Source organism: Sulfuritortus calidifontis (assembly GCF_003967275.1).
Lineage (GTDB): Bacteria > Pseudomonadota > Gammaproteobacteria > Burkholderiales > Thiobacillaceae > Sulfuritortus > Sulfuritortus calidifontis.
This window is the reverse complement of record NZ_AP018721.1, coordinates 1,436,215-1,454,296: the sequence shown is the minus strand read 5'-3', so window position 1 is coordinate 1,454,296 and position 18,082 is coordinate 1,436,215. Positions and strand designations below refer to the sequence as shown.

The window sequence follows — 18,082 nt, the reverse complement described above, 5'->3', positions numbered from 1 at the left end:
ATCCATGCGCGTCGAAGCACAGATCGCCTACCCGGAAGGCCAGCTCACCCTGGCCACGGCCAGCGCCCTACTGGCCGAGGGAGAGCAGGCCCTGGCTCAGGGCTGCAACAGCTTCGACTTGTCCGGGGTCGAGCATGTCGATTCCGCGGCCTTGAGCCTGATCATGTCCTGGAAGCGGGCGGCGGCGGCGCAAGGTCGCACCATCACTTTCCGCAACATCCCCGCGACCCTCGTCAGCCTGGCCACCCTCTATGGCGTGGCCGAATTCCTGAACGCCTGAAATGCCGGCGGCGATTCGCCTGCAGGGCCTGGCCAAGCGCTTTGGCCGCCTCGAGGCCCTGCGCGGGGTCGATCTCGAAGTGGAGCAGGGCGAGTTCTTCGCCCTGCTCGGCCCCAACGGCGCCGGCAAGACCACGCTGATCAGTATCCTGGCCGGCCTCACCCGGGCCAGCGCGGGCAGTGCCAGTGTCATGGGCTACGACGTGGTCCGTCAGTATCGCGAGGCCCGGCGCAATCTGGGCGTGGTGCCGCAGGAGCTGGTGTTCGATCCCTTCTTCACCGTGCGCGAGACCCTGCAGTTCCAGTCCGGCTATTTCGGTTTGCGCCGCAACGACGGCTGGATCGACGCCCTGCTGCATCACCTGAACCTGAGCGACAAGGCCGACACCAACATGCGCCGGCTGTCCGGCGGCATGAAGCGCCGGGTGTTGGTGGCCCAGGCCCTGGTGCACAAACCGCCGGTCATCGTGCTCGACGAGCCGACCGCCGGGGTCGACGTCGAACTGCGCCAGACACTATGGCAGTTCATCCGCGAATTGAACCACCAGGGCCACACTATCCTTCTGACCACGCATTACCTGGAAGAGGCCGAGGAACTGTGCGAACGGGTGGCCATGCTCAAGGCCGGCCGGATCGTGGCCCTGGACCGCACCGCCAATCTGTTGCGGGCCGATGCCCAGCGCCGGGTGGAGCTGCGACTCAACCCGCCGCAGTTACCCGAGGCCCTGCGCGGCCGCCTGGTCGGCGAGCGTGACGGCGCGTTCCTCCTGAGCCTGCGCGACTTCGACGAACTCGAAGGGCTGCTGGCCAAGGTGCGCGAGGCGGGAGGGCAGATCGAGGGATTTTGCGTGCGTGAACCCGATCTGGAAGAGGTATTCCTGCAGACCATGCGCGGGGGAGGGCAGGCGTGACTGGCTTTTTCACCCTGTTCCGCAAGGAGGTCCTGCGCTTCTGGAAGGTGCTGATGCAGACCGTGGCGGCGCCGATCCTCACCACCTTGCTGTATCTGCTGATCTTCTCCCATGTGCTGGAGGCGCATGTCGAGGTCTATCCCGGTGTGGCCTACACCGCCTTCCTGGTGCCCGGTCTGGTGATGATGGCGATCCTGCAGAACGCTTTCGCCAACAGTTCGTCCAGCCTGATCCAGTCCAAGATCAGCGGCAACATCGTATTTTTCCTGTTGGCGCCTTTGTCCTATCTGGAGTTCTTCCTGGCCTATCTGCTGGCCGCCGTGGTGCGCGGCCTGCTGGTTGGCCTGGGCGTGGGCCTGAGCGGTCTGCTGTTCACCGATCTGAACCTGGCTCATCCGCTCTGGACCCTGTTCTTCGCCCTGGCTTCGAGCGCCGTCTTCGCCTGCGTCGGCATCATCGCCGGCATCTGGGCCGAAAAGTTCGACCAGCTGGCCGGGGTGCAGAACTTCGTCATCGTACCGCTGACCTTCCTCTCCGGCGTGTTCTACTCCATCCACTCGCTGCCGGCCTTCTGGCAGGCGCTGTCGCACTACAACCCGGTGTTCTACATGATCGACGGCTTCCGCTACGGTTTTCACGGCGTGGCCGATGTCGACCCCTGGCGCTCGGCGGCCGTGGTGCTGGGCTGTACCCTGATCCTGTCGGGCCTGACTTTGCAGATGCTGAGGTCGGGCTATAAACTCCGGCATTAATTTCTCGCAAGCAATCCCTATGGTGACACCTGAACAAATCGAGGCCTGGATCAAGGCCGGCCTGCCCTGCGACTACATCAAGGTCGAGGGCGACGGCCATCATTTCGAAGCGACCATCGTCAGCGCCGAGTTCCGCGGCAAGATGCGCGTGGCCCAGCACCAACTGGTGTACAAGGTCCTGGGCGACAAGATGAAGGCGGAGATCCATGCGCTTTCCATGCAGACGCTGACCCCGGAAGAGTGGCATGGATAAGCTGATCGTCGAGGGCGGCCAGCGCCTGACCGGCGAGGTCGCCATCTCCGGCGCCAAGAACGCCGCCCTGCCGCTGCTCTGCGCCTGCCTGCTCACGCGCGAGCCGGTCACCTTTACCAACGTGCCCGCGCTGAATGACATCCACACCATGCTCAAGCTGCTGGAGCAGATGGGCGTGCAGGTGAGCCGCGAGGGCGATGCCGTGACCCTGGACGCCTCGGGTCTGAACAACCCGGTGGCGCCCTACGAGCTGGTCAAGACCATGCGCGCCTCCATCCTGGTGCTGGGCCCGCTCATGGCGCGCTGCGGCGAGGCCAAGGTGTCGCTGCCCGGCGGCTGCGCCATCGGCGCCCGGCCGGTGGACCAGCACATCAAGGGCCTGCAGGCTATGGGTGCCGAGGTCAATGTCGAGCACGGCTACGTTCACGCCAAGGCGGTGCGGCTGAAGGGCGCCCGCCTGTTCACCGACATGGTGACGGTGACCGGCACCGAGAACCTGATGATGGCGGCCTGCCTGGCCGAGGGCGAGACCGTGATCGAGAACGCGGCGCGCGAGCCCGAGGTGGTCGACCTGGCCCAGTGCCTGACCGCCATGGGCGCCCGGATCAGCGGCGCCGGCACCGATGTCATCCGCATCCGCGGCGTCGACAGGCTCTCAGGCACCCGCCACCGGATCATGCCCGACCGGATCGAGACCGGCACCTTCCTCTGCGCCGCGGCGGCGACCGGCGGCGAGGTGCGCCTGACCGGCACCTCGGCCGGCTACCTCGACGCCGTGGTCGACAAGCTGCTCGACGCCGGCTGCGAGATCCGGAGCGAGAAGTCGCCCAGCTGCGAGGCCATCCAGATCACCGCGCCCCGCCGGCTGAAGGCGGTGTCGATCCGCACCGCGCCGTATCCGGCCTTCCCGACCGACATGCAGGCCCAGTTCATGGCGATCAATGCCGTGGCCGAGGGCAGCGCGGTGATCCGCGAGACCATCTTCGAGAACCGCTTCATGCATGCGGTGGAACTCATCCGCCTGGGCGCCGACATCAAGATCGACGGCAATACCGCCTTTGTCACCGGCGTCGAGCGCCTGCAGGGCGCCACGGTGATGGCCACCGACCTGCGGGCCTCGGCCAGCCTGGTCATCGCCGGCCTGGTGGCCGAGGGCGAGACCCATATCGAGCGCATCTACCACCTGGATCGCGGCTACGAAAAGATCGAACAGAAGCTCACCCGGCTGGGTGCGCGCATATGCAGAGCGAAGGCATGACCCAGATCACCCTGGCCCTGTCCAAGGGCCGCATCTTCGAAGAGACCCTGCCGCTGCTGGCGGCGGCCGGCATCACCCCGAGCGAGAGCCCGGAGTCCTCGCGCAAGCTGATCATCGGCACCAACCGACCGGAGGTGCGCCTGATCATCGTGCGCGCCAGCGATGTGCCGACCTATGTCCAGCACGGCGCCGCCGACCTCGGCATCGCCGGCAAGGACGTGCTGCTGGAGCATGGCGGCGACGGGCTCTACCAGCCGGTGGACCTCAACATCGCCAAGTGCCGGATGATGGTGGCCACCCCGGTCGGCTTCGATTACGAGGGCGCCGTACGGCGCGGCGCCCGCCTGAGGGTGGCGACCAAGTACGTGCAGACCGCCCGGCTCCACTTTGCCGCCAAGGGCGTGCATGTCGACCTGATCAAGCTCTATGGCTCCATGGAGCTGGCACCGCTGGTCGGCCTGGCCGACGTCATCGTCGATCTGGTCTCCACCGGCGGCACGCTCAAGGCCAATAACCTGGTCGCCGTCGAGGAGATCTGTCCGATCAGCTCCCGCCTGGTGGTGAACCAGGCCGCGCTCAAGCTCAAGCACGGTGAAATCCAGCCCATCATCGACGCCTTCCGCGCGGCGAGCGGGGTATAATGCGGCTTTAAGCGCGCCCCCCTTTTGACAGCATGTCCTCCGTCGCCATCACCCGCCTCGATGCCAGCGCTGCCGGTTTCCAGAAGCAGCTGGCCGATCTGCTGAGTTTTTCCGCCGATACCGACGCCGCCATCCACCAGGCCGTGGCCGAGATCCTCGATGCCGTACGCAAGCGGGGCGATGCCGCCGTGGTCGAATACACCCGGCGCTTCGACCGGGTGCAGGCCAATGACATGGCCGGCCTGGAGTTGTCGCAGGAACGTCTGCAGCAGGCCCTGAAGTCGCTGCCCTTGCGCCTGGAGACCGCGCTCAAGGCCGCGGCCGAGCGGGTGCGCAGCTATCACGAGAGGCAGCTTCAGCAGTCCTGGACCTACACCGAGGCCGACGGCACCGTGCTCGGCCAGCAGGTCACCGCCCTGGATCGCGTCGGCCTCTATGTGCCCGGCGGCAAGGCGGCCTATCCCTCCTCGGTGCTGATGAATGCGATCCCGGCCAAGGTGGCGGGGGTCAAGGAACTGATCATGGTGGTGCCGACGCCGGACGGCGTGCAGAACGACCTGGTGCTGGCGGCGGCGGCCGTGGCCGGGGTCGACCGGGTGTTCACCATCGGCGGTGCCCAGGCGGTGGCCGCCCTGGCCTACGGCACCGAGATCGTGCCCCAGGTCGACAAGATCGTCGGCCCCGGCAATGCCTATGTCGCCGAGGCCAAGCGCCGGGTGTTCGGCATCGTCGGCATCGACATGATCGCCGGGCCGTCCGAGATCCTGGTCATCTGCGACGGCAAGACCGATCCCGACTGGATCGCCATGGACCTGTTCTCCCAGGCCGAGCACGACGAGCTGGCCCAGTCCATTTTGATTTCGCCCGATGTCGCCTTCCTCGATGCGGTGCAGGCCAGCGTAGACAAGCTGTTGCCGACCCTGCCCCGGCAGGAGGTGATCCGCACCTCGATCAGCAAGCGTGGCGGCCTGATCCAGTGCCGCGATCTGGACCAGGCCTGTGAGATCGCCAACTACATCGCACCCGAGCACCTGGAATTGTCGGTGGCCGATCCCGATGCCCTGCTGCCCAAGATTCGCCACGCCGGCGCCATCTTCATGGGGCGCAACACCTGCGAGGCCCTGGGCGACTACTGCGCCGGGCCGAACCATGTGCTGCCGACCTCGCGCACGGCGCGCTTCTCTTCGCCGCTGGGGGTCTACGACTTCCAGAAGCGCTCCAGCCTGATCCACGTCTCGGCCCAGGGGGCCAGAACCCTGGGCGAGATCGCCGCGGCCCTGGCCTATGGCGAGGGCCTGCAGGCGCATGCGCGCTCGGCCGAATTCCGTATGGAGCATTGATCCTTCGATAGAGCAGGGGATGCTCGGCATCCCGAACATCGAAGCAGGATATCCGCACAGGCTGAACAACAGCGATATGGCGCCCATCAATCCCGAACAGCTCATCCGCGCCGACATCCGCGCGCTGGCGGCCTATCACGTGGCCGACGCGACCGGCATGGTCAAACTCGACGCCATGGAGAACCCCTACCGGCTGCCGGCCGAACTGCGCGGCGAGTTGGGCGCCCTCCTGGCCGAGGCGGCGATCAACCGTTACCCCGACCCGCGCGCGCCAGGCCTCAAGGCCGCCCTGCGCGCGGCCTTCGCGATTCCCGACGGCCTCGACATCCTGCTCGGCAACGGCTCGGACGAGATCCTGCAGATCCTGGCGATGGCCGTGGCCAGGCCCGGTGCCACCGTGCTCTCGGTCGAACCCAGCTTCGTCATGTACCGGATGATCGCCCAGTTCGCCGGGCTCGATTACGTCGGCGTGCCGCTGAAGCCCGATTTCACCCTGGACGAGGCGGCGCTGCTGGCGGCGATCGCGCGGCACCGGCCGGCCTTGGTCTTCATCGCCTATCCGAACAACCCGACCGGCAACGTCTTCGACCGCGCCGCGCTGGAACGCGTCATCCAGGCCGCGCCCGGACTGGTGGTGATGGATGAGGCCTACCACGCCTTCGCCGGCGGCCTGAGCTTTCTCGAAGCGCTGGACCGCTACGACAACCTGATCTTGATGCGCACGGTGTCCAAGCTTGGCCTGGCCGGACTGCGCCTGGGCTATCTCGTGGGCAAGCCGGCCTGGCTGCAGGAATTCGACAAGCTGCGCCTGCCTTACAACGTCAACGTGCTGACCCAGGTGGCGGCCGAGTTCGCCCTGCGCCAGGTGGCGGTGCTGGAGGCACAGGCGGCCGAGATCGTGGCGGAGCGGGGCCGCTTGCATGCGGCCCTGATGCAACAGTCGGGGGTGACCGTGTTCGACAGCCAAGCCAACTTTCTGCTGCTGCGGGTGGCCGATGCCGTTAAAGTCTTCACTGGGCTCAAGGCCCGCGGGGTGCTGATCAAGAATCTGCATGGCGCGCACCCCCTGCTCGACAATTGCTTGCGTGTAACCGTGGGCGCGCCGGAGGAGAACGATGCCTTCCTCGCCGCGCTGACAGCCGAATTGGAAGCGAGAGGATCTTGACGATGCGTACGGCGGAAATCAGCCGCAACACCCTGGAGACCCAGATCACCGTGAAGGTGAACCTGGATGGCAGCGGTCAGGCCAGGCTGGCCACCGGGGTGCCCTTCCTCGACCACATGCTGGACCAGATTGCCCGCCACGGCCTGATCGACCTCGACATCGCGGCCAAGGGCGACCTGCACATCGACGCCCACCACACGGTGGAGGATGTCGGCATCAGCCTGGGCCAGGCCTTCGCCAAGGCGGTCGGCGACAAGAAAGGCATTCGCCGTTACGGCCATGCCTATGTGCCGCTGGACGAGGCGCTCTCGCGCGTGGTGGTGGATTTCTCCGGCCGGCCCGGCCTGGAGTATCACGTCGATTTCAGCCGCGCCCGCATCGGCGAGTTCGATGTCGACCTGTTCCGCGAGTTCTTCCAGGGCTTCGTCAATCATGCCCAGGTGACCCTGCATGTCGACAACCTGCGCGGCATCAACGCCCACCATCAGGCGGAGACGGTGTTCAAGGCCCTGGGGCGCGCCCTGCGCATGGCCCTGGAGCTCGATCCGCGCATGGCCGACATGGTGCCCAGCACCAAGGGGACGCTCTAGTGCCAGACGTCGCAGTCATCGATTACGGCATGGGCAATCTGCATTCGGTGGCCAAGGCCATCGAGCATGTGGCGCCCAAGGCCGAGGTGGTGGTGACCGATGATCCCGATCTGATCGCCCGGGCCGGCCGCGTGGTGTTCCCCGGCCAGGGCGCGGCGCGCGACTGCATGGCCGAGATCGACCGGCGCGGCCTGCGCGGGGCGATCGTCGAGGCATCGCGGACCAAGCCCTTCCTCGGCATCTGCATGGGCCTGCAGGTTCTGTTCGAACACAGCGAGGAGGGCGATACCCCCTGTCTTGGGCTGTTGCCGGGCCGGGTGCTGCGCTTTCCCGACGAGGCCATGCACGACACGCAGGGCAAGCGGCTCAAGGTGCCGCACATGGGCTGGAACAATGTGTACCGGATGATGGAGCACCCGCTGTGGGCTGGCATCGAGGACGGTGCCCGGTTCTATTTCGTCCACAGTTATTATGTCGAGCCGGCGTCGCCGGATGTGGTGGCGGGGATGAGCCATTATCCCTTCGCCTTCACCTGCGCGGTGGCGCAAGACAACCTGTTCGCGGTGCAGTTTCACCCGGAGAAGAGCCAGGCCGCCGGGCTGCGGCTGCTGGGCAATTTCATTACTTGGGAAGGCAAGTAGGGGTTTCGGAAATGTTGATCATTCCTGCCATCGATCTCAAAGACGGTCAGTGCGTGCGCCTGAAGCAGGGCGAGATGGACAGCGCCACGGTGTTCTCCTCGGAGCCGGGGGCGATGGCCCAGAAATGGCTGGACAGCGGTGCCCGTCGCCTGCACCTGGTCGACCTCAACGGCGCCTTCGCCGGCAAGCCGGTGAACGAGCCGGCGATCAAGGCCATTACCGACGTGGTCGGCGACGACATTCCGGTCCAGCTCGGCGGCGGCATCCGGGATCTGGAAACCATCGAGCGCTACTTGGACGACGGCATCACCTACGTCATCATCGGCAGCGCGGCGGTAAAGACGCCGGGCTTTTTGCACGATGCCTGCAACGCCTTCCCCGGCCATATCATCGTCGGTCTCGATGCCAAGGATGGCAAGGTGGCGGTCGATGGCTGGTCCAAGGTGACCCATCACGACGTGATCGACCTGGCACAGAAATTCCAGGATTACGGCGTGGAAGCCGTGATCTATACCGATATCGGCCGCGACGGCATGCTCTCCGGCGTCAACATCGAGGCCACGGTGAAGCTGGCCCAGGCCCTGCATATCCCGGTGATCGCCAGCGGCGGCGTGACCAATCTGGACGACGTGCGCAATCTCTGCGCGGTGGAGAGTGAAGGCATAGAAGGCGTGATCACCGGTCGCGCCATCTACGAAGGCTCGCTCGACTTCGCCGCGGCCCAGAAGCTGGCCGACGAGCTCGGAACGAAATAAGCCGATGTTTCCTCCTCACCCCTCACTCCTCACTCCTCGCTGAATCATGGGGCTGGCCAAACGCATCATCCCCTGTCTCGACGTGACCGCCGGGCGGGTGGTCAAGGGCGTCCAATTCGTCGAGTTGCGCGATGCCGGCGACCCGGTCGAGATCGCCAAGCGCTACGACGACCAGGGTGCCGACGAGCTGACCTTTCTCGACATCACCGCCAGCTCCGACGAGCGCGACATCATCCTGCACATCATCGAGGAGGTGGCGGCTCAGGTCTTCATTCCGCTCACCGTCGGCGGCGGCGTGCGCGCGGTGGAAGACGTTCGCCGCCTGCTCAATGCCGGGGCCGACAAGGTTTCGATCAACACCTCGGCCGTGGTCAACCCGCAGTTGGTCCGCGACGCCTCCGAGCGCTATGGCAACCAGTGCATCGTGGTCGCCATCGACGCCAAGCGGGTGGCCGGCGCGGCCGAGCCCAAGTGGGAGGTGTTCACTCATGGCGGCCGAAAGGCGACCGGCCTGGATGCCGTGGCATGGGCCAAGCAGATGCAGGACTACGGGGCCGGCGAGATCCTGCTCACCAGCATGGACCGCGACGGCGCCAAGATCGGCTTCGATCTGGAGCTGACCCGGGCCATTTCCGATGCGGTCGAGGTGCCGGTAATCGCCAGCGGCGGGGTGGGCAACCTGCAGCACCTGGTCGATGGTGTGAAGATCGGCGGCGCCGATGCCGTGCTCGCGGCCAGCATCTTCCACTTCGGCGAATACACCGTGCGCCAAGCGAAAGAATACATGGCCCAGCACGGCATCGAGATGCGCTTATGAGCAAGGCTTGGCTGGATAAGCTGAACTGGCCGGCCGACGGCCTGTTGCCGGCCATCGCCCAGGACGCCGCCAGCGGCGACATCCTGATGGTGGCCTGGATGAACCGCGCCGCCCTGGCAAAGACCGCCGAACTGGGCGAGGCCGTATACTGGTCGCGTTCGCGTCAGAAGTTGTGGCACAAGGGCGAGGAATCCGGCCACACCCAGAAGGTGCTGGAGATCCGCACCGACTGCGACGAGGACGTGATCCTGCTGAAAGTCGAGCAGCAGGGCGGCATCGCCTGCCACACCGGCCGCCACAGCTGCTTCTTCCAAAAGCTGGAGAATGGCGAGTGGCGGGCGGTGGAGCCGGTGCTGAAGGACCCCAAAGAGATCTACAAATGAATGACATACTCGATCGACTGGCCCGGACCCTGGAGGCCCGCAAACAGGCGGACCCCCAGAGTTCCTACGTGGCCAAGCTCTACGCCAAGGGCCTGGACGCCATCCTGAAGAAGGTGGCGGAGGAGGCGGCCGAGACCATCATGGCGGCCAAGGACGGCGAGCGCGAGAAGATCATCTACGAGACCGCCGACCTCTGGTTCCACAGCTTGGTGCTACTGGCCCAGCAGGGCATCCATCCGAACGACATCCTGAATGAGCTGGCTCGTCGGGAAGGCATTTCTGGGATTGAGGAAAAGGCTTCCCGCTCTGAGAAGAGCGGGAAGCCTTTCGGTGAAGGCTAATATCATGCGAAGCAGGATGTTATGCCGGAGCCAAAAGGCTTTTCGCAAGGAGGGCAAATGAGCGACTGCATCTTCTGCAAGATCGTGGCCGGGCAGATCCCCAGCAAAAAGGTCTACGAGGACGACGATGTCCTGGCCTTCCACGACATCAACCCGGCTGCGCCGGTGCATTTCATGATCATTCCCAAGGTCCACGTCGATTCCCTGTCCGAATGTACTGATGCACATCGGGATATCCTGGGTAAAATCCTTTTGTTGGCGCCCAAGTTGGCCATGGAGCAAGGTCTCAGCACAGGCTTTCGGACTTCGATCAATACGGGCAAGGGCGGCGGCCAGGAGGTGTTCCATCTGCACGTGCACGTGCTCGGTGGCTCCGGTCCCAGACCGTTGTAAGATTGGACGATATTTTTTGAAGGAGCTTTGTGATGGGCGGTTTTAGCATTTGGCATTGGCTGATCGTGCTGGTCGTGGTGCTGCTGGTGTTCGGCACCAAGAAACTGCGCAACATCGGTAGCGACCTGGGTGGCGCGGTCAAGGGCTTCAAGGACGCCATGAAGGAAGAGCAGAACAAGCCGACCGAACTGCCGCGCCAGGGCGAGGCCGGCGGCACCACCATCGAGGGCGAGGTCAAGGACAAGCAAAATAGCTAGTAGCCGGTAGCGAGTAGCCAGTCGCTTCATCGTGCGCCCGTAGGGCGCGGTTTGAACGCCACTCGCGGCTCGATACTTACTACCTGCCTATCCTCTATGTTCGATATCGGTTTTTCCGAACTGCTGGTGATCGGGGTCGTCGCCCTGATCGTCATCGGTCCCGAGCGCTTGCCCAAGGTGGCCCGCACGGCGGGTTCCCTGCTGGGCCGGCTCAACCGCTACGTCAATCAGGTCAAGCAGGATGTCGAGCGCGACATCCACCTGGAGGAGTTGCGCAAGGCGCAGAAGGACTTGCAGGCGACGGCCCAGCGCTTCGAGATTGTCGCCGAAGAGACCGGCGGCAGCGTCAAGGCCGAGGCCAACAAGCTGGAGCAGGCCCTGCAGCAGACCATCGGTTCGATCACACCGCCTGAAGTCGAAGCCGAGACGGAGGCCGAGACGGCTGCCGTCCTGGACGATGCCAGCCTCTTGTCCGAGTCGCCAGCGGAAGAGCCCCCACAGGCGCAGATGGAACTGCCGCTCGAGCCTGAGCCGGCCGACAAGCGCAGGCCCGCCTGACCATGGACAGCCAGGAAACCTTCATTTCGCATCTGATCGAAATGCGTGACCGCCTGCTCAGGGCGGTGCTGGCCTGGGTGATCCTGTTCGTGATCCTGGTGCCCTTCGCCAATGAGCTCTACACGCTGCTGGCCGAGCCGCTGCTGAGCAAGCTGCCCAAGGGCGGCCAGATGATCGCCACCGAGGTGGTCACCCCCTTCTTCGTGCCGATCAAGGTGGCGATGATCACCGCCTTCCTCGGCGCATTGCCCTACATCCTGTACCAGGCCTGGTCCTTCGTCGCCCCCGGCCTGTATGCCCATGAGAAGAAATTCATCCTGCCGCTGGTAACGGCAAGCGTGCTGCTGTTCCTGTGCGGTATGGCCTTCGCCTACTTCTTCGTCTTCCCCGTGGTGTTCGGCTTCATCGTCAGCGTGGCGCCGGCCGGGGTGGCGGTAATGACCGACATCAACAAGTACCTGGATTTCGTCATTACCCTGTTCATAGCCTTCGGCATCACCTTCGAGGTGCCCATCGTGGTGGTGGCCTTGGCCAGGATGGGCATGGTCAGCGTCGAGCAGTTCAAGCAGGCGCGGCCGTATGTCATTGTCGGTGCCTTCATCATCGGCGCCATCTTCACCCCGCCGGACGTGATTTCGCAGATCATGCTGGCTGTACCGCTGTGGCTACTTTATGAACTGGGTGTGCTGGTGGCCGGCCTGATGGAGAAGAAAAAGGTCGAGGCCGAGGCAGCGGAGGAGGAGGCCTACCGGCCTTTATCCGAAGATGAACTCGAGGCCGAGCTGGACCGAATGGAGAACGAGCAAGATCGTCGCTGAATTTGCACCTTGGCTGTGCATTTGAGCAATCAACGCCCCGTCATGGGGCGTTTTGTTTTGGTGCGGTTTTCATAACCCATTGATTTATAGTGCACCATAATAAGGCACGGGTCTTGCTAGCCATTATCCGATTCTCTATTGGAGGTGGTAATGGACGTATTCAAATCCGGTGCCGACGTGGTGTTCCTGCTTTTGGGGGCGGTCATGGTCCTGGCCATGCACTCGGGCTTCGCCTTCCTGGAACTGGGCACGGTACGCAAGAAGAACCAGGTCAACGCCCTGGTGAAGATATTGACCGACTTCAGTGTCTCCACCATCGCCTATTTCTTCATCGGCTACAGCCTGGCTTACGGCGTCGATTTCATGACCGGGGCGAGCGCGCTGAGCCAGAAGAACGGCTACGACCTGGTGAAGTTCTTCTTCCTCCTGACCTTCGCCGCCGCCATCCCGGCCATTATTTCCGGCGGCATCGCCGAGCGGGCCAAGTTCAATCCGCAACTGGCGGCCACCTTCATCCTGGTCGGCTTCGTCTATCCCTTCTTCGAGGGCCTGGTCTGGAACAACAATCTCGGGTTCCAGGATTGGCTCAATGCCGCCTTCGGCGCCAAGTTCCATGATTTCGCCGGCTCGGTGGTGGTACACGCCGTGGGTGGTTGGATCGCGCTGCCCGCCGTGCTCCTGCTCGGCGCCCGGCGTGGCCGCTACCGCCAGGACGGGCTGGTGTCGGCCCACCCGCCTTCGAGCATTCCCTTTCTGGCGCTGGGGGCCTGGATCCTCACCGTGGGCTGGTTTGGTTTCAACGTCATGTCGGCCCAGAGCGTCGAGGCCGCCTCGGGGCTGGTCGCGGTCAATTCCTTGATGGCCATGGTCGGCGGCACCCTGGCGGCCCTGGTGGCCGGCCGCAACGATCCAGGCTTCATTCACAACGGGCCCTTGGCCGGACTGGTCGCCGTCTGTGCCGGTTCCGATCTGATGCACCCGGCCGGCGCCCTGGCCACGGGCGCGGTGGCCGGCGCCTTGTTCGTCTGGATGTTCACCATCACCCAGAACAAATGGCGGATCGACGACGTGCTCGGGGTCTGGCCGCTGCATGGCCTGTGCGGCGCTTGGGGCGGCATCGCGGCCGGCCTCTTCGGCCTGCAGGCCCTGGGCGGCATCGGCGGCGTCAGCCTGGCCGCGCAGGGGCTCGGCACCTTGCTCGGCATCGCGGTGGCCCTGATCGGGGGATTTGTGGTTTATGGCGTGCTCAAGCTGGCGGTGGGCATCCGCCTCGACGCCGAGGCCGAGTTCAACGGCGCCGATTTGTCCATCCACAGGATCTCGGCCACGCCGGAGCGGGAGACCAACTGGTAAACGGTCAGTCCTGGGCGTCGGGAACTTCGCCCAGCTTGGCGTCGACCTCTTCGTCGAAGCTCTTGCCGTGGCGGAAGCGGCGATAGAGCTGGGTGCCCAGGATGCCGGCCACGATAAACAGGGCGACGGCGAGGACGATGCGCCAAGTGCTGTCGACCTGGACCCCGCCGCCGACCAGGGCGAAGATCAGGCTCTGCGGCAGGTAGCCGAGCAAGGAGCCGGCGAAGAAGGGGAGGGCGCGCACGCTGGAGACGCCGGCCACGAGATTGGTGACCAGATTGCTGCCTACCGGCAGCAGCCGGATGAGCAGGGTCATGCTGAACGGATTGCTCTGGACGAAGTCGTCCAGCTTGCGGATCCGACCCGAGTAGCGCTCCGCCACCAGCGAACGTCCGACCAGGCGGGCATAGTAGAAGGCCAGCAGGCAACCGAGTCCGGCAGCCAGGGTGGCCAGCAGGGTACCGGCCAGAATGCCGTAGGCATAGCCGCCAAGGAAGGCGATGAGTTGGCGGGGCAGGCCGATGGCGGTGGCCAGGCCGCCGATCGCCAGAAACAGCAGATCGCCGTTCAAACCCTGGCCGCGCACCTCGCGGTCGATCCATTTCTCATCGAGCAGGTTGGCCAACTGGGTCGTTTCGATCAGATAGCCCAAGGCTGCCAGAGAGGCAATGACGATCAGGCCGCGCAGGATGAAGCGATATTTCATGAAAATACTTGGGGAAACCGGGTCGGGTCGAAGGCGGCCAATTCTAGCATCCACCGACGTCCGCCCCGGCCTGAAAGGCCTGGGCGCCTTGTTTTGACATCAGGTTCCGTGTATTCTCTCGCGCTCTTTGCGGACAACATACCGAAGCCGAAGGAAGTGTGTGGCTCCGGCGTAGCAAGGGATCTGGAGAGGTGGATGAGTGGTTTAAGTCGCACGCCTGGACAACACGCCACGCAGTGGCTTGTTGCGGCGTAGGCTAACTTGGCGCGAGCCAAGTTAAGCCGCGTGGCGGCGGCCGGAGCCAAAGCGTGTGGCGCCGGTGTGGTAAGGAATCTGGAGAGGTGGATGAGTGGTTTAAGTCGCACGCCTGGAAAGCGTGTTCAGGGTAATACCCTGACGGGGGTTCGAATCCCCCCCTCTCCGCCAGATCAAGAAAGGGGCCTTGTGGCCCCTTTTTTATTGCCCAAGCGGCCATCTTCATTTCGATCCGATTGCTCGATTTGTCCCCTCTTGAATGATTTCTTGGTCAGTTGTTGCAACCGAGCCATGGGCCAGAGTTTTATTTGCGTGGTAGCCTAGCTATCGATGGGTGCCGCAGTCGATGGCAGGCACAATGTGCTTAAGGCCTTATGGCCGGACTGAATAGAACGATGCCCCCAGAACAGGGGCCGAGGACGATGGAGAACGCATGACAACAGTGAGCTATCTTGCTCGACAACCTATTGTCGACAAGGGGCATCGGCTGGTGGCTTATGAACTGCTGTTTCGGCAAACCGAGTCCTGCCGGTCGGCCAATGTCCAGAACCCCTTGCAGGCCGGGGTCGAGGTCATCAACAACACCCTGTGCCTGGGCACCGACTGGCTGCTGCAAGGCAGCCAGGCCTTCATCAATCTCGACGAAGCGACCCTGATGAGCGATTTCGTCACCTTGTTGCCGCCGCAGCATGTGGTGTTCGAAATCCTCGAGACCGTGAAGATCTCGCCGGTGCTGGTGGCACGCATCCAGGAATTGCGCCAGCAGGGCTATCGCTTCGCCCTGGACGATTTCGTCTGCCTGCCGGAATACCAGCCGCTGATGCCGCTGGTCGACTACATCAAGCTCGATGTCCTGGAGCAGCCGCCGGACAAGACGGTGGAAATCATTCACCACATCCGCAGTTTCTACAAAGGCAAGCTGCTGGCGGAGAAGGTGGAAACCCGCGAGATGTTCGAGTTGTGCAAGGCGGAAGGGATCGAATACTTCCAGGGCTATTACTTCGCGCGGCCCGAGAACATCGCCAACAAGACGATCAAGCCGACCCAGTTGTCCGTGCTCGAACTCATGAACAAGGTTCGGATATGCGAGGACATCAAGCAGATCGAGGAATCGCTGCGGCGCGATACCGTCCTGACCATCCGCCTGCTGCGCTTCGTCAACTCGGCCAGCTTCAGCTTGGCGCAGCAGGTTCATAGCGTGCGCCAGGCGCTGGCAATCATCGGCATGCAATCGCTGTACCGCTGGCTGTCCCTGCTGCTGGTGACGGCGAGCGAGGAGCCGACCATGCCTTTGCTTGCCCGCACGGCGGCCTGCCGCGGGCGGATCTGCGAGCTGCTGGCCAAGCGGCGACATGACATGCAGACCCAGGACGAGTTGTTCATCACCGGCATGTTCTCCCTGCTCGACGCCTTGCTTGACGCCCCGATGCAGACCATTCTCGAACGCACGCCGGTGCCCGAGCCGGTCTCCGAGGCTTTGCTGAAGCGGACCGGGCCTTACGCCCCTTATTTGAGCCTGATCGAGTGCTGCGAGAACCAGAACTTCGCCGGCATCGAGACTTCAGCCAATGCCCTGGGCCTGGACCCGGCCGAGGTCAATGCGGTCCAGCTCCAGGCCCTGGCCTGGGCCGACGGGCTGGCCTTGGCATGAGCCGGCGCCAGGCCGGTTTTCCACTTGAACCCCCCCGGCGCATTGCGCATAATCGGGCCAAAGAGGTCACTTTGGTCCATGACTAAACAGACAATCCCAGATTTCGAACTACCCGGCACCTCTGGCAAGACATTTCGCCTCGCAGACTACCGCGGCAAGCCACTCGTCCTGTACTTCTATCCCAAAGACAACACCCCGGGCTGCACCAGCGAGGGGCGAGACTTCAGCCAGCTCTATCCCCAATTCCAGGCCGTGGGCTGCGAGGTGTTCGGCATCTCGCGCGACAGCGTGAAATCGCATGAGGGGTTCAAAGCCAAGCATGATCTGGCCTTCGATCTCTTGTCCGATGCCGAGGAAAAGGCCTGCCAGCTGTTCGATGTCATCAAGCTGAAGAACATGTATGGCAAACAGGTGCGTGGCATCGAGCGCAGCACCTTCGTCATCGACGGCAAGAGCAGGCTGATCCAGGCTTGGCGCGGCGTGAAGGTGCCCGGTCATGCCCAGGCGGTGCTCGACTTCGTTCAATCCTTATGAATCAAAACTAGAGGCGCTACCCAAAGATGGCTCGAAAATCCGGCAAGTCGAACAAACTTTTCGTCCTCGACACCAACGTGCTGCTGCACGACCCCACCTGCCTCTACCGCTTCCAGGAGCACGACATCTATCTGCCGATGGCGACCCTGGAGGAACTCGACCACAACAAGAAGGGCATGTCCGAGGTCTCGCGCAACGCGCGCCAGGCCAGCCGTTTTCTCGACGAGATCGTCAGCACCTGCGAGCTGGACATCGCCGACGGCGCCCCGCTGGCCGAGCGAAGCCACAACGCGGCGACCGGCCGGCTGATCTTGCAGACCCACGCGATCACCAGCGATGCCATGGCCGTGCTGCCGCACAGTAAGGTGGACAACCAGATCCTCGGCGTGGTCAATTACCTCAAGGGTCAGCAGCCAGATCGCCAGGTCATCCTGGTGTCGAAAGACATCAACATGCGGATCAAGGCGCGCGCCTTGGGCATCCAGGCCGAGGACTACTTCAACGACAAGGTCCTGGAAGACACCGACCTGCTCTATACCGGCGTGCGCGAACTACCGCCCGATTTCTGGGAGACCCACGGCAAGGGCATGGAATCCTGGCAGAAGGACGGCCGCAGCTATTACAAGGTCACCGGGCCTTTGAGCAATTCCATGCTGGTCAATGAGTTCGTCTACCAGGAGGGCGATCGGCCCCTGCATGCCATGGTGACCGACATCGCCGGCAAGACCGCGGTGCTGGCCACGGTGAAGGACTACAGCCACCACAAGAACGCGGTCTGGGGCATCACCGCGCGCAACCGCGAGCAGAACTTCGCGCTCAACGTGCTGATGGACCCACAGATCGACTTCGTCACCCTGCTCGGTCAGGCCGGCACCGGCAAAACCCTGCTCACCCTGGCCGCGGGCCTGACCCAGACCCTGGAGAGCAAGATCTACAGCGAGATCATCATGACCCGGGTGACCGTGCCGGTGGGCGAGGACATTGGCTTCCTGCCGGGCACCGAGGAAGAGAAGATGACGCCGTGGATGGGTGCCCTGGAGGACAACCTCGACGTGCTGAACAAGACCGACGACGAGGCGGGTGAGTGGGGGCGGGCCGCGACCCAGGACCTGATCCGCTCCCGGATCAAGGTCAAATCGCTCAATTTCATGCGCGGCCGCACCTTCATCAACAAGTTCCTGATCATCGACGAGGCCCAGAACCTCACGCCCAAGCAGATGAAGACCCTGATCACCCGCGCCGGCCCCGGCACCAAGGTGGTCTGCCTGGGCAACATCGCCCAGATCGACACGCCCTACCTGACCGAGGGCAGTTCTGGCCTGACCTATGTGGTCGACCGCTTCAAGGGCTGGCCGCATAGCGGTCACATCACCCTGGCCCGCGGCGAGCGCTCGCGCCTGGCCGATCATGCGGCCGGCGTGCTTTAAGCTT

General features: G+C 63.9%; 23 protein-coding genes and 1 tRNA gene. 23 read left to right on the top strand and 1 reads right to left on the bottom strand.

The genetic code is table 11. The annotated features are described in order from the left end of the window. The first annotated feature begins 4 nt into the window (after window positions 1-4). The 19 genes from EL388_RS07650 (at window position 5) to EL388_RS07560 (ending at window position 13,505) form a co-directional block, all read left to right on the top strand. Window positions 5-280 carry an STAS domain-containing protein gene (locus EL388_RS07650; RefSeq protein WP_126461889.1) on the top strand — a complete coding sequence of 92 codons (276 nt, stop codon included), beginning with the start codon at window positions 5-7 and terminating at the stop codon, window positions 278-280. Between the two features lies 1 nt (window position 281). Then, window positions 282-1,190: an ABC transporter ATP-binding protein gene (locus tag EL388_RS07645; protein WP_126461886.1), complete on the top strand. Its 909-nt coding sequence runs from the start codon at window positions 282-284 to the stop codon at window positions 1,188-1,190. Then, complete coding sequence (locus EL388_RS07640) at window positions 1,187-1,942, top strand: ABC transporter permease (protein WP_126461884.1); 756 nt, start codon at window positions 1,187-1,189, stop codon at window positions 1,940-1,942. Before EL388_RS07645 ends, EL388_RS07640 begins: the two co-directional genes overlap by 4 nt. A gap of 19 nt (window positions 1,943-1,961) precedes the next feature. Continuing rightward, the gene (locus EL388_RS07635) at window positions 1,962-2,195 is read left to right on the top strand and encodes a BolA family protein (RefSeq protein WP_126461881.1); all 234 of its coding nucleotides are present in this window, start codon (window positions 1,962-1,964) and stop codon (window positions 2,193-2,195) included. Continuing rightward, entirely contained in the window at window positions 2,188-3,453 is a 1,266-nt protein-coding gene (gene murA / locus EL388_RS07630) for a UDP-N-acetylglucosamine 1-carboxyvinyltransferase (protein WP_126461878.1), read from the top strand. The genes EL388_RS07635 and murA overlap by 8 nt, the downstream gene beginning before the upstream one ends. After that, window positions 3,450-4,094, top strand: a complete 645-nt coding sequence (gene hisG, locus EL388_RS07625) for an ATP phosphoribosyltransferase (protein ID WP_126461875.1) — start codon at window positions 3,450-3,452, stop codon at window positions 4,092-4,094. The genes murA and hisG overlap by 4 nt, the downstream gene beginning before the upstream one ends. A 32-nt stretch (window positions 4,095-4,126) precedes the next feature. Further along, entirely contained in the window at window positions 4,127-5,434 is a 1,308-nt protein-coding gene (hisD, locus tag EL388_RS07620; RefSeq protein ID WP_126461873.1) for a histidinol dehydrogenase, read from the top strand. A gap of 76 nt (window positions 5,435-5,510) precedes the next feature. Then, entirely contained in the window at window positions 5,511-6,599 is a 1,089-nt protein-coding gene (hisC, locus tag EL388_RS07615) for a histidinol-phosphate transaminase (protein ID WP_126461871.1), read from the top strand. 2 nt (window positions 6,600-6,601) lie between these two features. Further along, entirely contained in the window at window positions 6,602-7,189 is a 588-nt protein-coding gene (gene hisB / locus EL388_RS07610; RefSeq protein ID WP_126461869.1) for an imidazoleglycerol-phosphate dehydratase HisB, read from the top strand. Beyond that, window positions 7,189-7,830: an imidazole glycerol phosphate synthase subunit HisH gene (gene hisH, locus EL388_RS07605; RefSeq protein WP_126461867.1), complete on the top strand. Its 642-nt coding sequence runs from the start codon at window positions 7,189-7,191 to the stop codon at window positions 7,828-7,830. The genes hisB and hisH overlap by 1 nt, the downstream gene beginning before the upstream one ends. Window positions 7,831-7,841: 11 nt before the next feature. After that, on the top strand, window positions 7,842-8,585 hold the full coding sequence (hisA, locus tag EL388_RS07600; protein ID WP_126461864.1) for a 1-(5-phosphoribosyl)-5-[(5-phosphoribosylamino)methylideneamino]imidazole-4-carboxamide isomerase: 744 nt from the start codon (window positions 7,842-7,844) through the stop codon (window positions 8,583-8,585). A gap of 46 nt (window positions 8,586-8,631) precedes the next feature. Next, on the top strand, window positions 8,632-9,402 hold the full coding sequence (hisF, locus tag EL388_RS07595; protein WP_126461861.1) for an imidazole glycerol phosphate synthase subunit HisF: 771 nt from the start codon (window positions 8,632-8,634) through the stop codon (window positions 9,400-9,402). Then, window positions 9,399-9,785, top strand: coding sequence for a phosphoribosyl-AMP cyclohydrolase (gene hisI, locus EL388_RS07590; RefSeq protein ID WP_126461859.1), 387 nt, complete (start codon window positions 9,399-9,401; stop codon window positions 9,783-9,785). The genes hisF and hisI overlap by 4 nt, the downstream gene beginning before the upstream one ends. Beyond that, window positions 9,782-10,126, top strand: coding sequence for a phosphoribosyl-ATP diphosphatase (locus EL388_RS07585; protein WP_126461856.1), 345 nt, complete (start codon window positions 9,782-9,784; stop codon window positions 10,124-10,126). Before hisI ends, EL388_RS07585 begins: the two co-directional genes overlap by 4 nt. Window positions 10,127-10,183: 57 nt before the next feature. After that, window positions 10,184-10,519: a histidine triad nucleotide-binding protein gene (locus EL388_RS07580; RefSeq protein ID WP_126461853.1), complete on the top strand. Its 336-nt coding sequence runs from the start codon at window positions 10,184-10,186 to the stop codon at window positions 10,517-10,519. A 32-nt stretch (window positions 10,520-10,551) separates the two neighbouring features. After that, on the top strand, window positions 10,552-10,776 hold the full coding sequence (tatA, locus tag EL388_RS07575; RefSeq protein ID WP_126461850.1) for a Sec-independent protein translocase subunit TatA: 225 nt from the start codon (window positions 10,552-10,554) through the stop codon (window positions 10,774-10,776). Window positions 10,777-10,872: 96 nt separating this feature from the next. Further along, complete coding sequence (gene tatB / locus EL388_RS07570; protein WP_126461848.1) at window positions 10,873-11,334, top strand: Sec-independent protein translocase protein TatB; 462 nt, start codon at window positions 10,873-10,875, stop codon at window positions 11,332-11,334. A 2-nt stretch (window positions 11,335-11,336) separates the two neighbouring features. After that, window positions 11,337-12,152 carry a twin-arginine translocase subunit TatC gene (gene tatC, locus EL388_RS07565; RefSeq protein ID WP_126461845.1) on the top strand — a complete coding sequence of 272 codons (816 nt, stop codon included), beginning with the start codon at window positions 11,337-11,339 and terminating at the stop codon, window positions 12,150-12,152. A gap of 150 nt (window positions 12,153-12,302) precedes the next feature. Beyond that, a complete protein-coding gene (locus EL388_RS07560) occupies window positions 12,303-13,505 on the top strand; it encodes an ammonium transporter (protein WP_126461842.1) in 1,203 nt (400 codons plus the stop codon). Between the two features lie 4 nt (window positions 13,506-13,509). Here the strand turns inward: EL388_RS07560 and EL388_RS07555 are convergent, their stop codons facing one another. Further along, complete coding sequence (locus EL388_RS07555) at window positions 13,510-14,211, bottom strand: TVP38/TMEM64 family protein (protein WP_126461839.1); 702 nt, start codon at window positions 14,209-14,211, stop codon at window positions 13,510-13,512. A gap of 335 nt (window positions 14,212-14,546) precedes the next feature. On the opposite strand from EL388_RS07555, the gene EL388_RS07550 reads away from it, so the two are divergent. From EL388_RS07550 to EL388_RS07535, 4 genes are all read left to right on the top strand, one after another. Further along, a tRNA-Ser gene (locus EL388_RS07550) sits at window positions 14,547-14,637 on the top strand. Window positions 14,638-14,956: 319 nt separating this feature from the next. Continuing rightward, window positions 14,957-16,117 carry an EAL and HDOD domain-containing protein gene (locus tag EL388_RS07545; RefSeq protein WP_232019060.1) on the top strand — a complete coding sequence of 387 codons (1,161 nt, stop codon included), beginning with the start codon at window positions 14,957-14,959 and terminating at the stop codon, window positions 16,115-16,117. Window positions 16,118-16,195: 78 nt separating this feature from the next. Next, window positions 16,196-16,651, top strand: coding sequence for a peroxiredoxin (locus EL388_RS07540; RefSeq protein ID WP_126461833.1), 456 nt, complete (start codon window positions 16,196-16,198; stop codon window positions 16,649-16,651). Window positions 16,652-16,677: 26 nt separating this feature from the next. Continuing rightward, a complete protein-coding gene (locus EL388_RS07535) occupies window positions 16,678-18,078 on the top strand; it encodes a PhoH family protein (RefSeq protein WP_126461830.1) in 1,401 nt (466 codons plus the stop codon). Window positions 18,079-18,082: the final 4 nt, after the last annotated feature.

What these genes read in the sequence shown, in the direction of transcription:
- hisI (WP_126461859.1), top strand. Translation starts at nt 9,399, where the DNA reads ATGAGCAAGGCTTGGCTGGATAAGCTGAACTGGCCGGCCGACGGCCTG.
- hisC (WP_126461871.1), top strand. Translation starts at nt 5,511, where the DNA reads ATGGCGCCCATCAATCCCGAACAGCTCATCCGCGCCGACATCCGCGCG.
- EL388_RS07560 (WP_126461842.1), top strand. Translation starts at nt 12,303, where the DNA reads ATGGACGTATTCAAATCCGGTGCCGACGTGGTGTTCCTGCTTTTGGGG.
- hisG (WP_126461875.1), top strand. Translation starts at nt 3,450, where the DNA reads ATGACCCAGATCACCCTGGCCCTGTCCAAGGGCCGCATCTTCGAAGAG.
- EL388_RS07580 (WP_126461853.1), top strand. Translation starts at nt 10,184, where the DNA reads ATGAGCGACTGCATCTTCTGCAAGATCGTGGCCGGGCAGATCCCCAGC.
- hisF (WP_126461861.1), top strand. Translation starts at nt 8,632, where the DNA reads ATGGGGCTGGCCAAACGCATCATCCCCTGTCTCGACGTGACCGCCGGG.
- EL388_RS07555 (WP_126461839.1), bottom strand. Translation starts at nt 14,211, where the DNA reads ATGAAATATCGCTTCATCCTGCGCGGCCTGATCGTCATTGCCTCTCTG.
- tatA (WP_126461850.1), top strand. Translation starts at nt 10,552, where the DNA reads ATGGGCGGTTTTAGCATTTGGCATTGGCTGATCGTGCTGGTCGTGGTG.
- EL388_RS07645 (WP_126461886.1), top strand. Translation starts at nt 282, where the DNA reads ATGCCGGCGGCGATTCGCCTGCAGGGCCTGGCCAAGCGCTTTGGCCGC.
- tatC (WP_126461845.1), top strand. Translation starts at nt 11,337, where the DNA reads ATGGACAGCCAGGAAACCTTCATTTCGCATCTGATCGAAATGCGTGAC.
- EL388_RS07535 (WP_126461830.1), top strand. Translation starts at nt 16,678, where the DNA reads ATGGCTCGAAAATCCGGCAAGTCGAACAAACTTTTCGTCCTCGACACC.
- murA (WP_126461878.1), top strand. Translation starts at nt 2,188, where the DNA reads ATGGATAAGCTGATCGTCGAGGGCGGCCAGCGCCTGACCGGCGAGGTC.
- EL388_RS07585 (WP_126461856.1), top strand. Translation starts at nt 9,782, where the DNA reads ATGAATGACATACTCGATCGACTGGCCCGGACCCTGGAGGCCCGCAAA.
- hisA (WP_126461864.1), top strand. Translation starts at nt 7,842, where the DNA reads ATGTTGATCATTCCTGCCATCGATCTCAAAGACGGTCAGTGCGTGCGC.
- hisB (WP_126461869.1), top strand. Translation starts at nt 6,602, where the DNA reads ATGCGTACGGCGGAAATCAGCCGCAACACCCTGGAGACCCAGATCACC.
- EL388_RS07635 (WP_126461881.1), top strand. Translation starts at nt 1,962, where the DNA reads ATGGTGACACCTGAACAAATCGAGGCCTGGATCAAGGCCGGCCTGCCC.
- EL388_RS07650 (WP_126461889.1), top strand. Translation starts at nt 5, where the DNA reads ATGCGCGTCGAAGCACAGATCGCCTACCCGGAAGGCCAGCTCACCCTG.
- hisD (WP_126461873.1), top strand. Translation starts at nt 4,127, where the DNA reads ATGTCCTCCGTCGCCATCACCCGCCTCGATGCCAGCGCTGCCGGTTTC.
- tatB (WP_126461848.1), top strand. Translation starts at nt 10,873, where the DNA reads ATGTTCGATATCGGTTTTTCCGAACTGCTGGTGATCGGGGTCGTCGCC.
- EL388_RS07540 (WP_126461833.1), top strand. Translation starts at nt 16,196, where the DNA reads ATGACTAAACAGACAATCCCAGATTTCGAACTACCCGGCACCTCTGGC.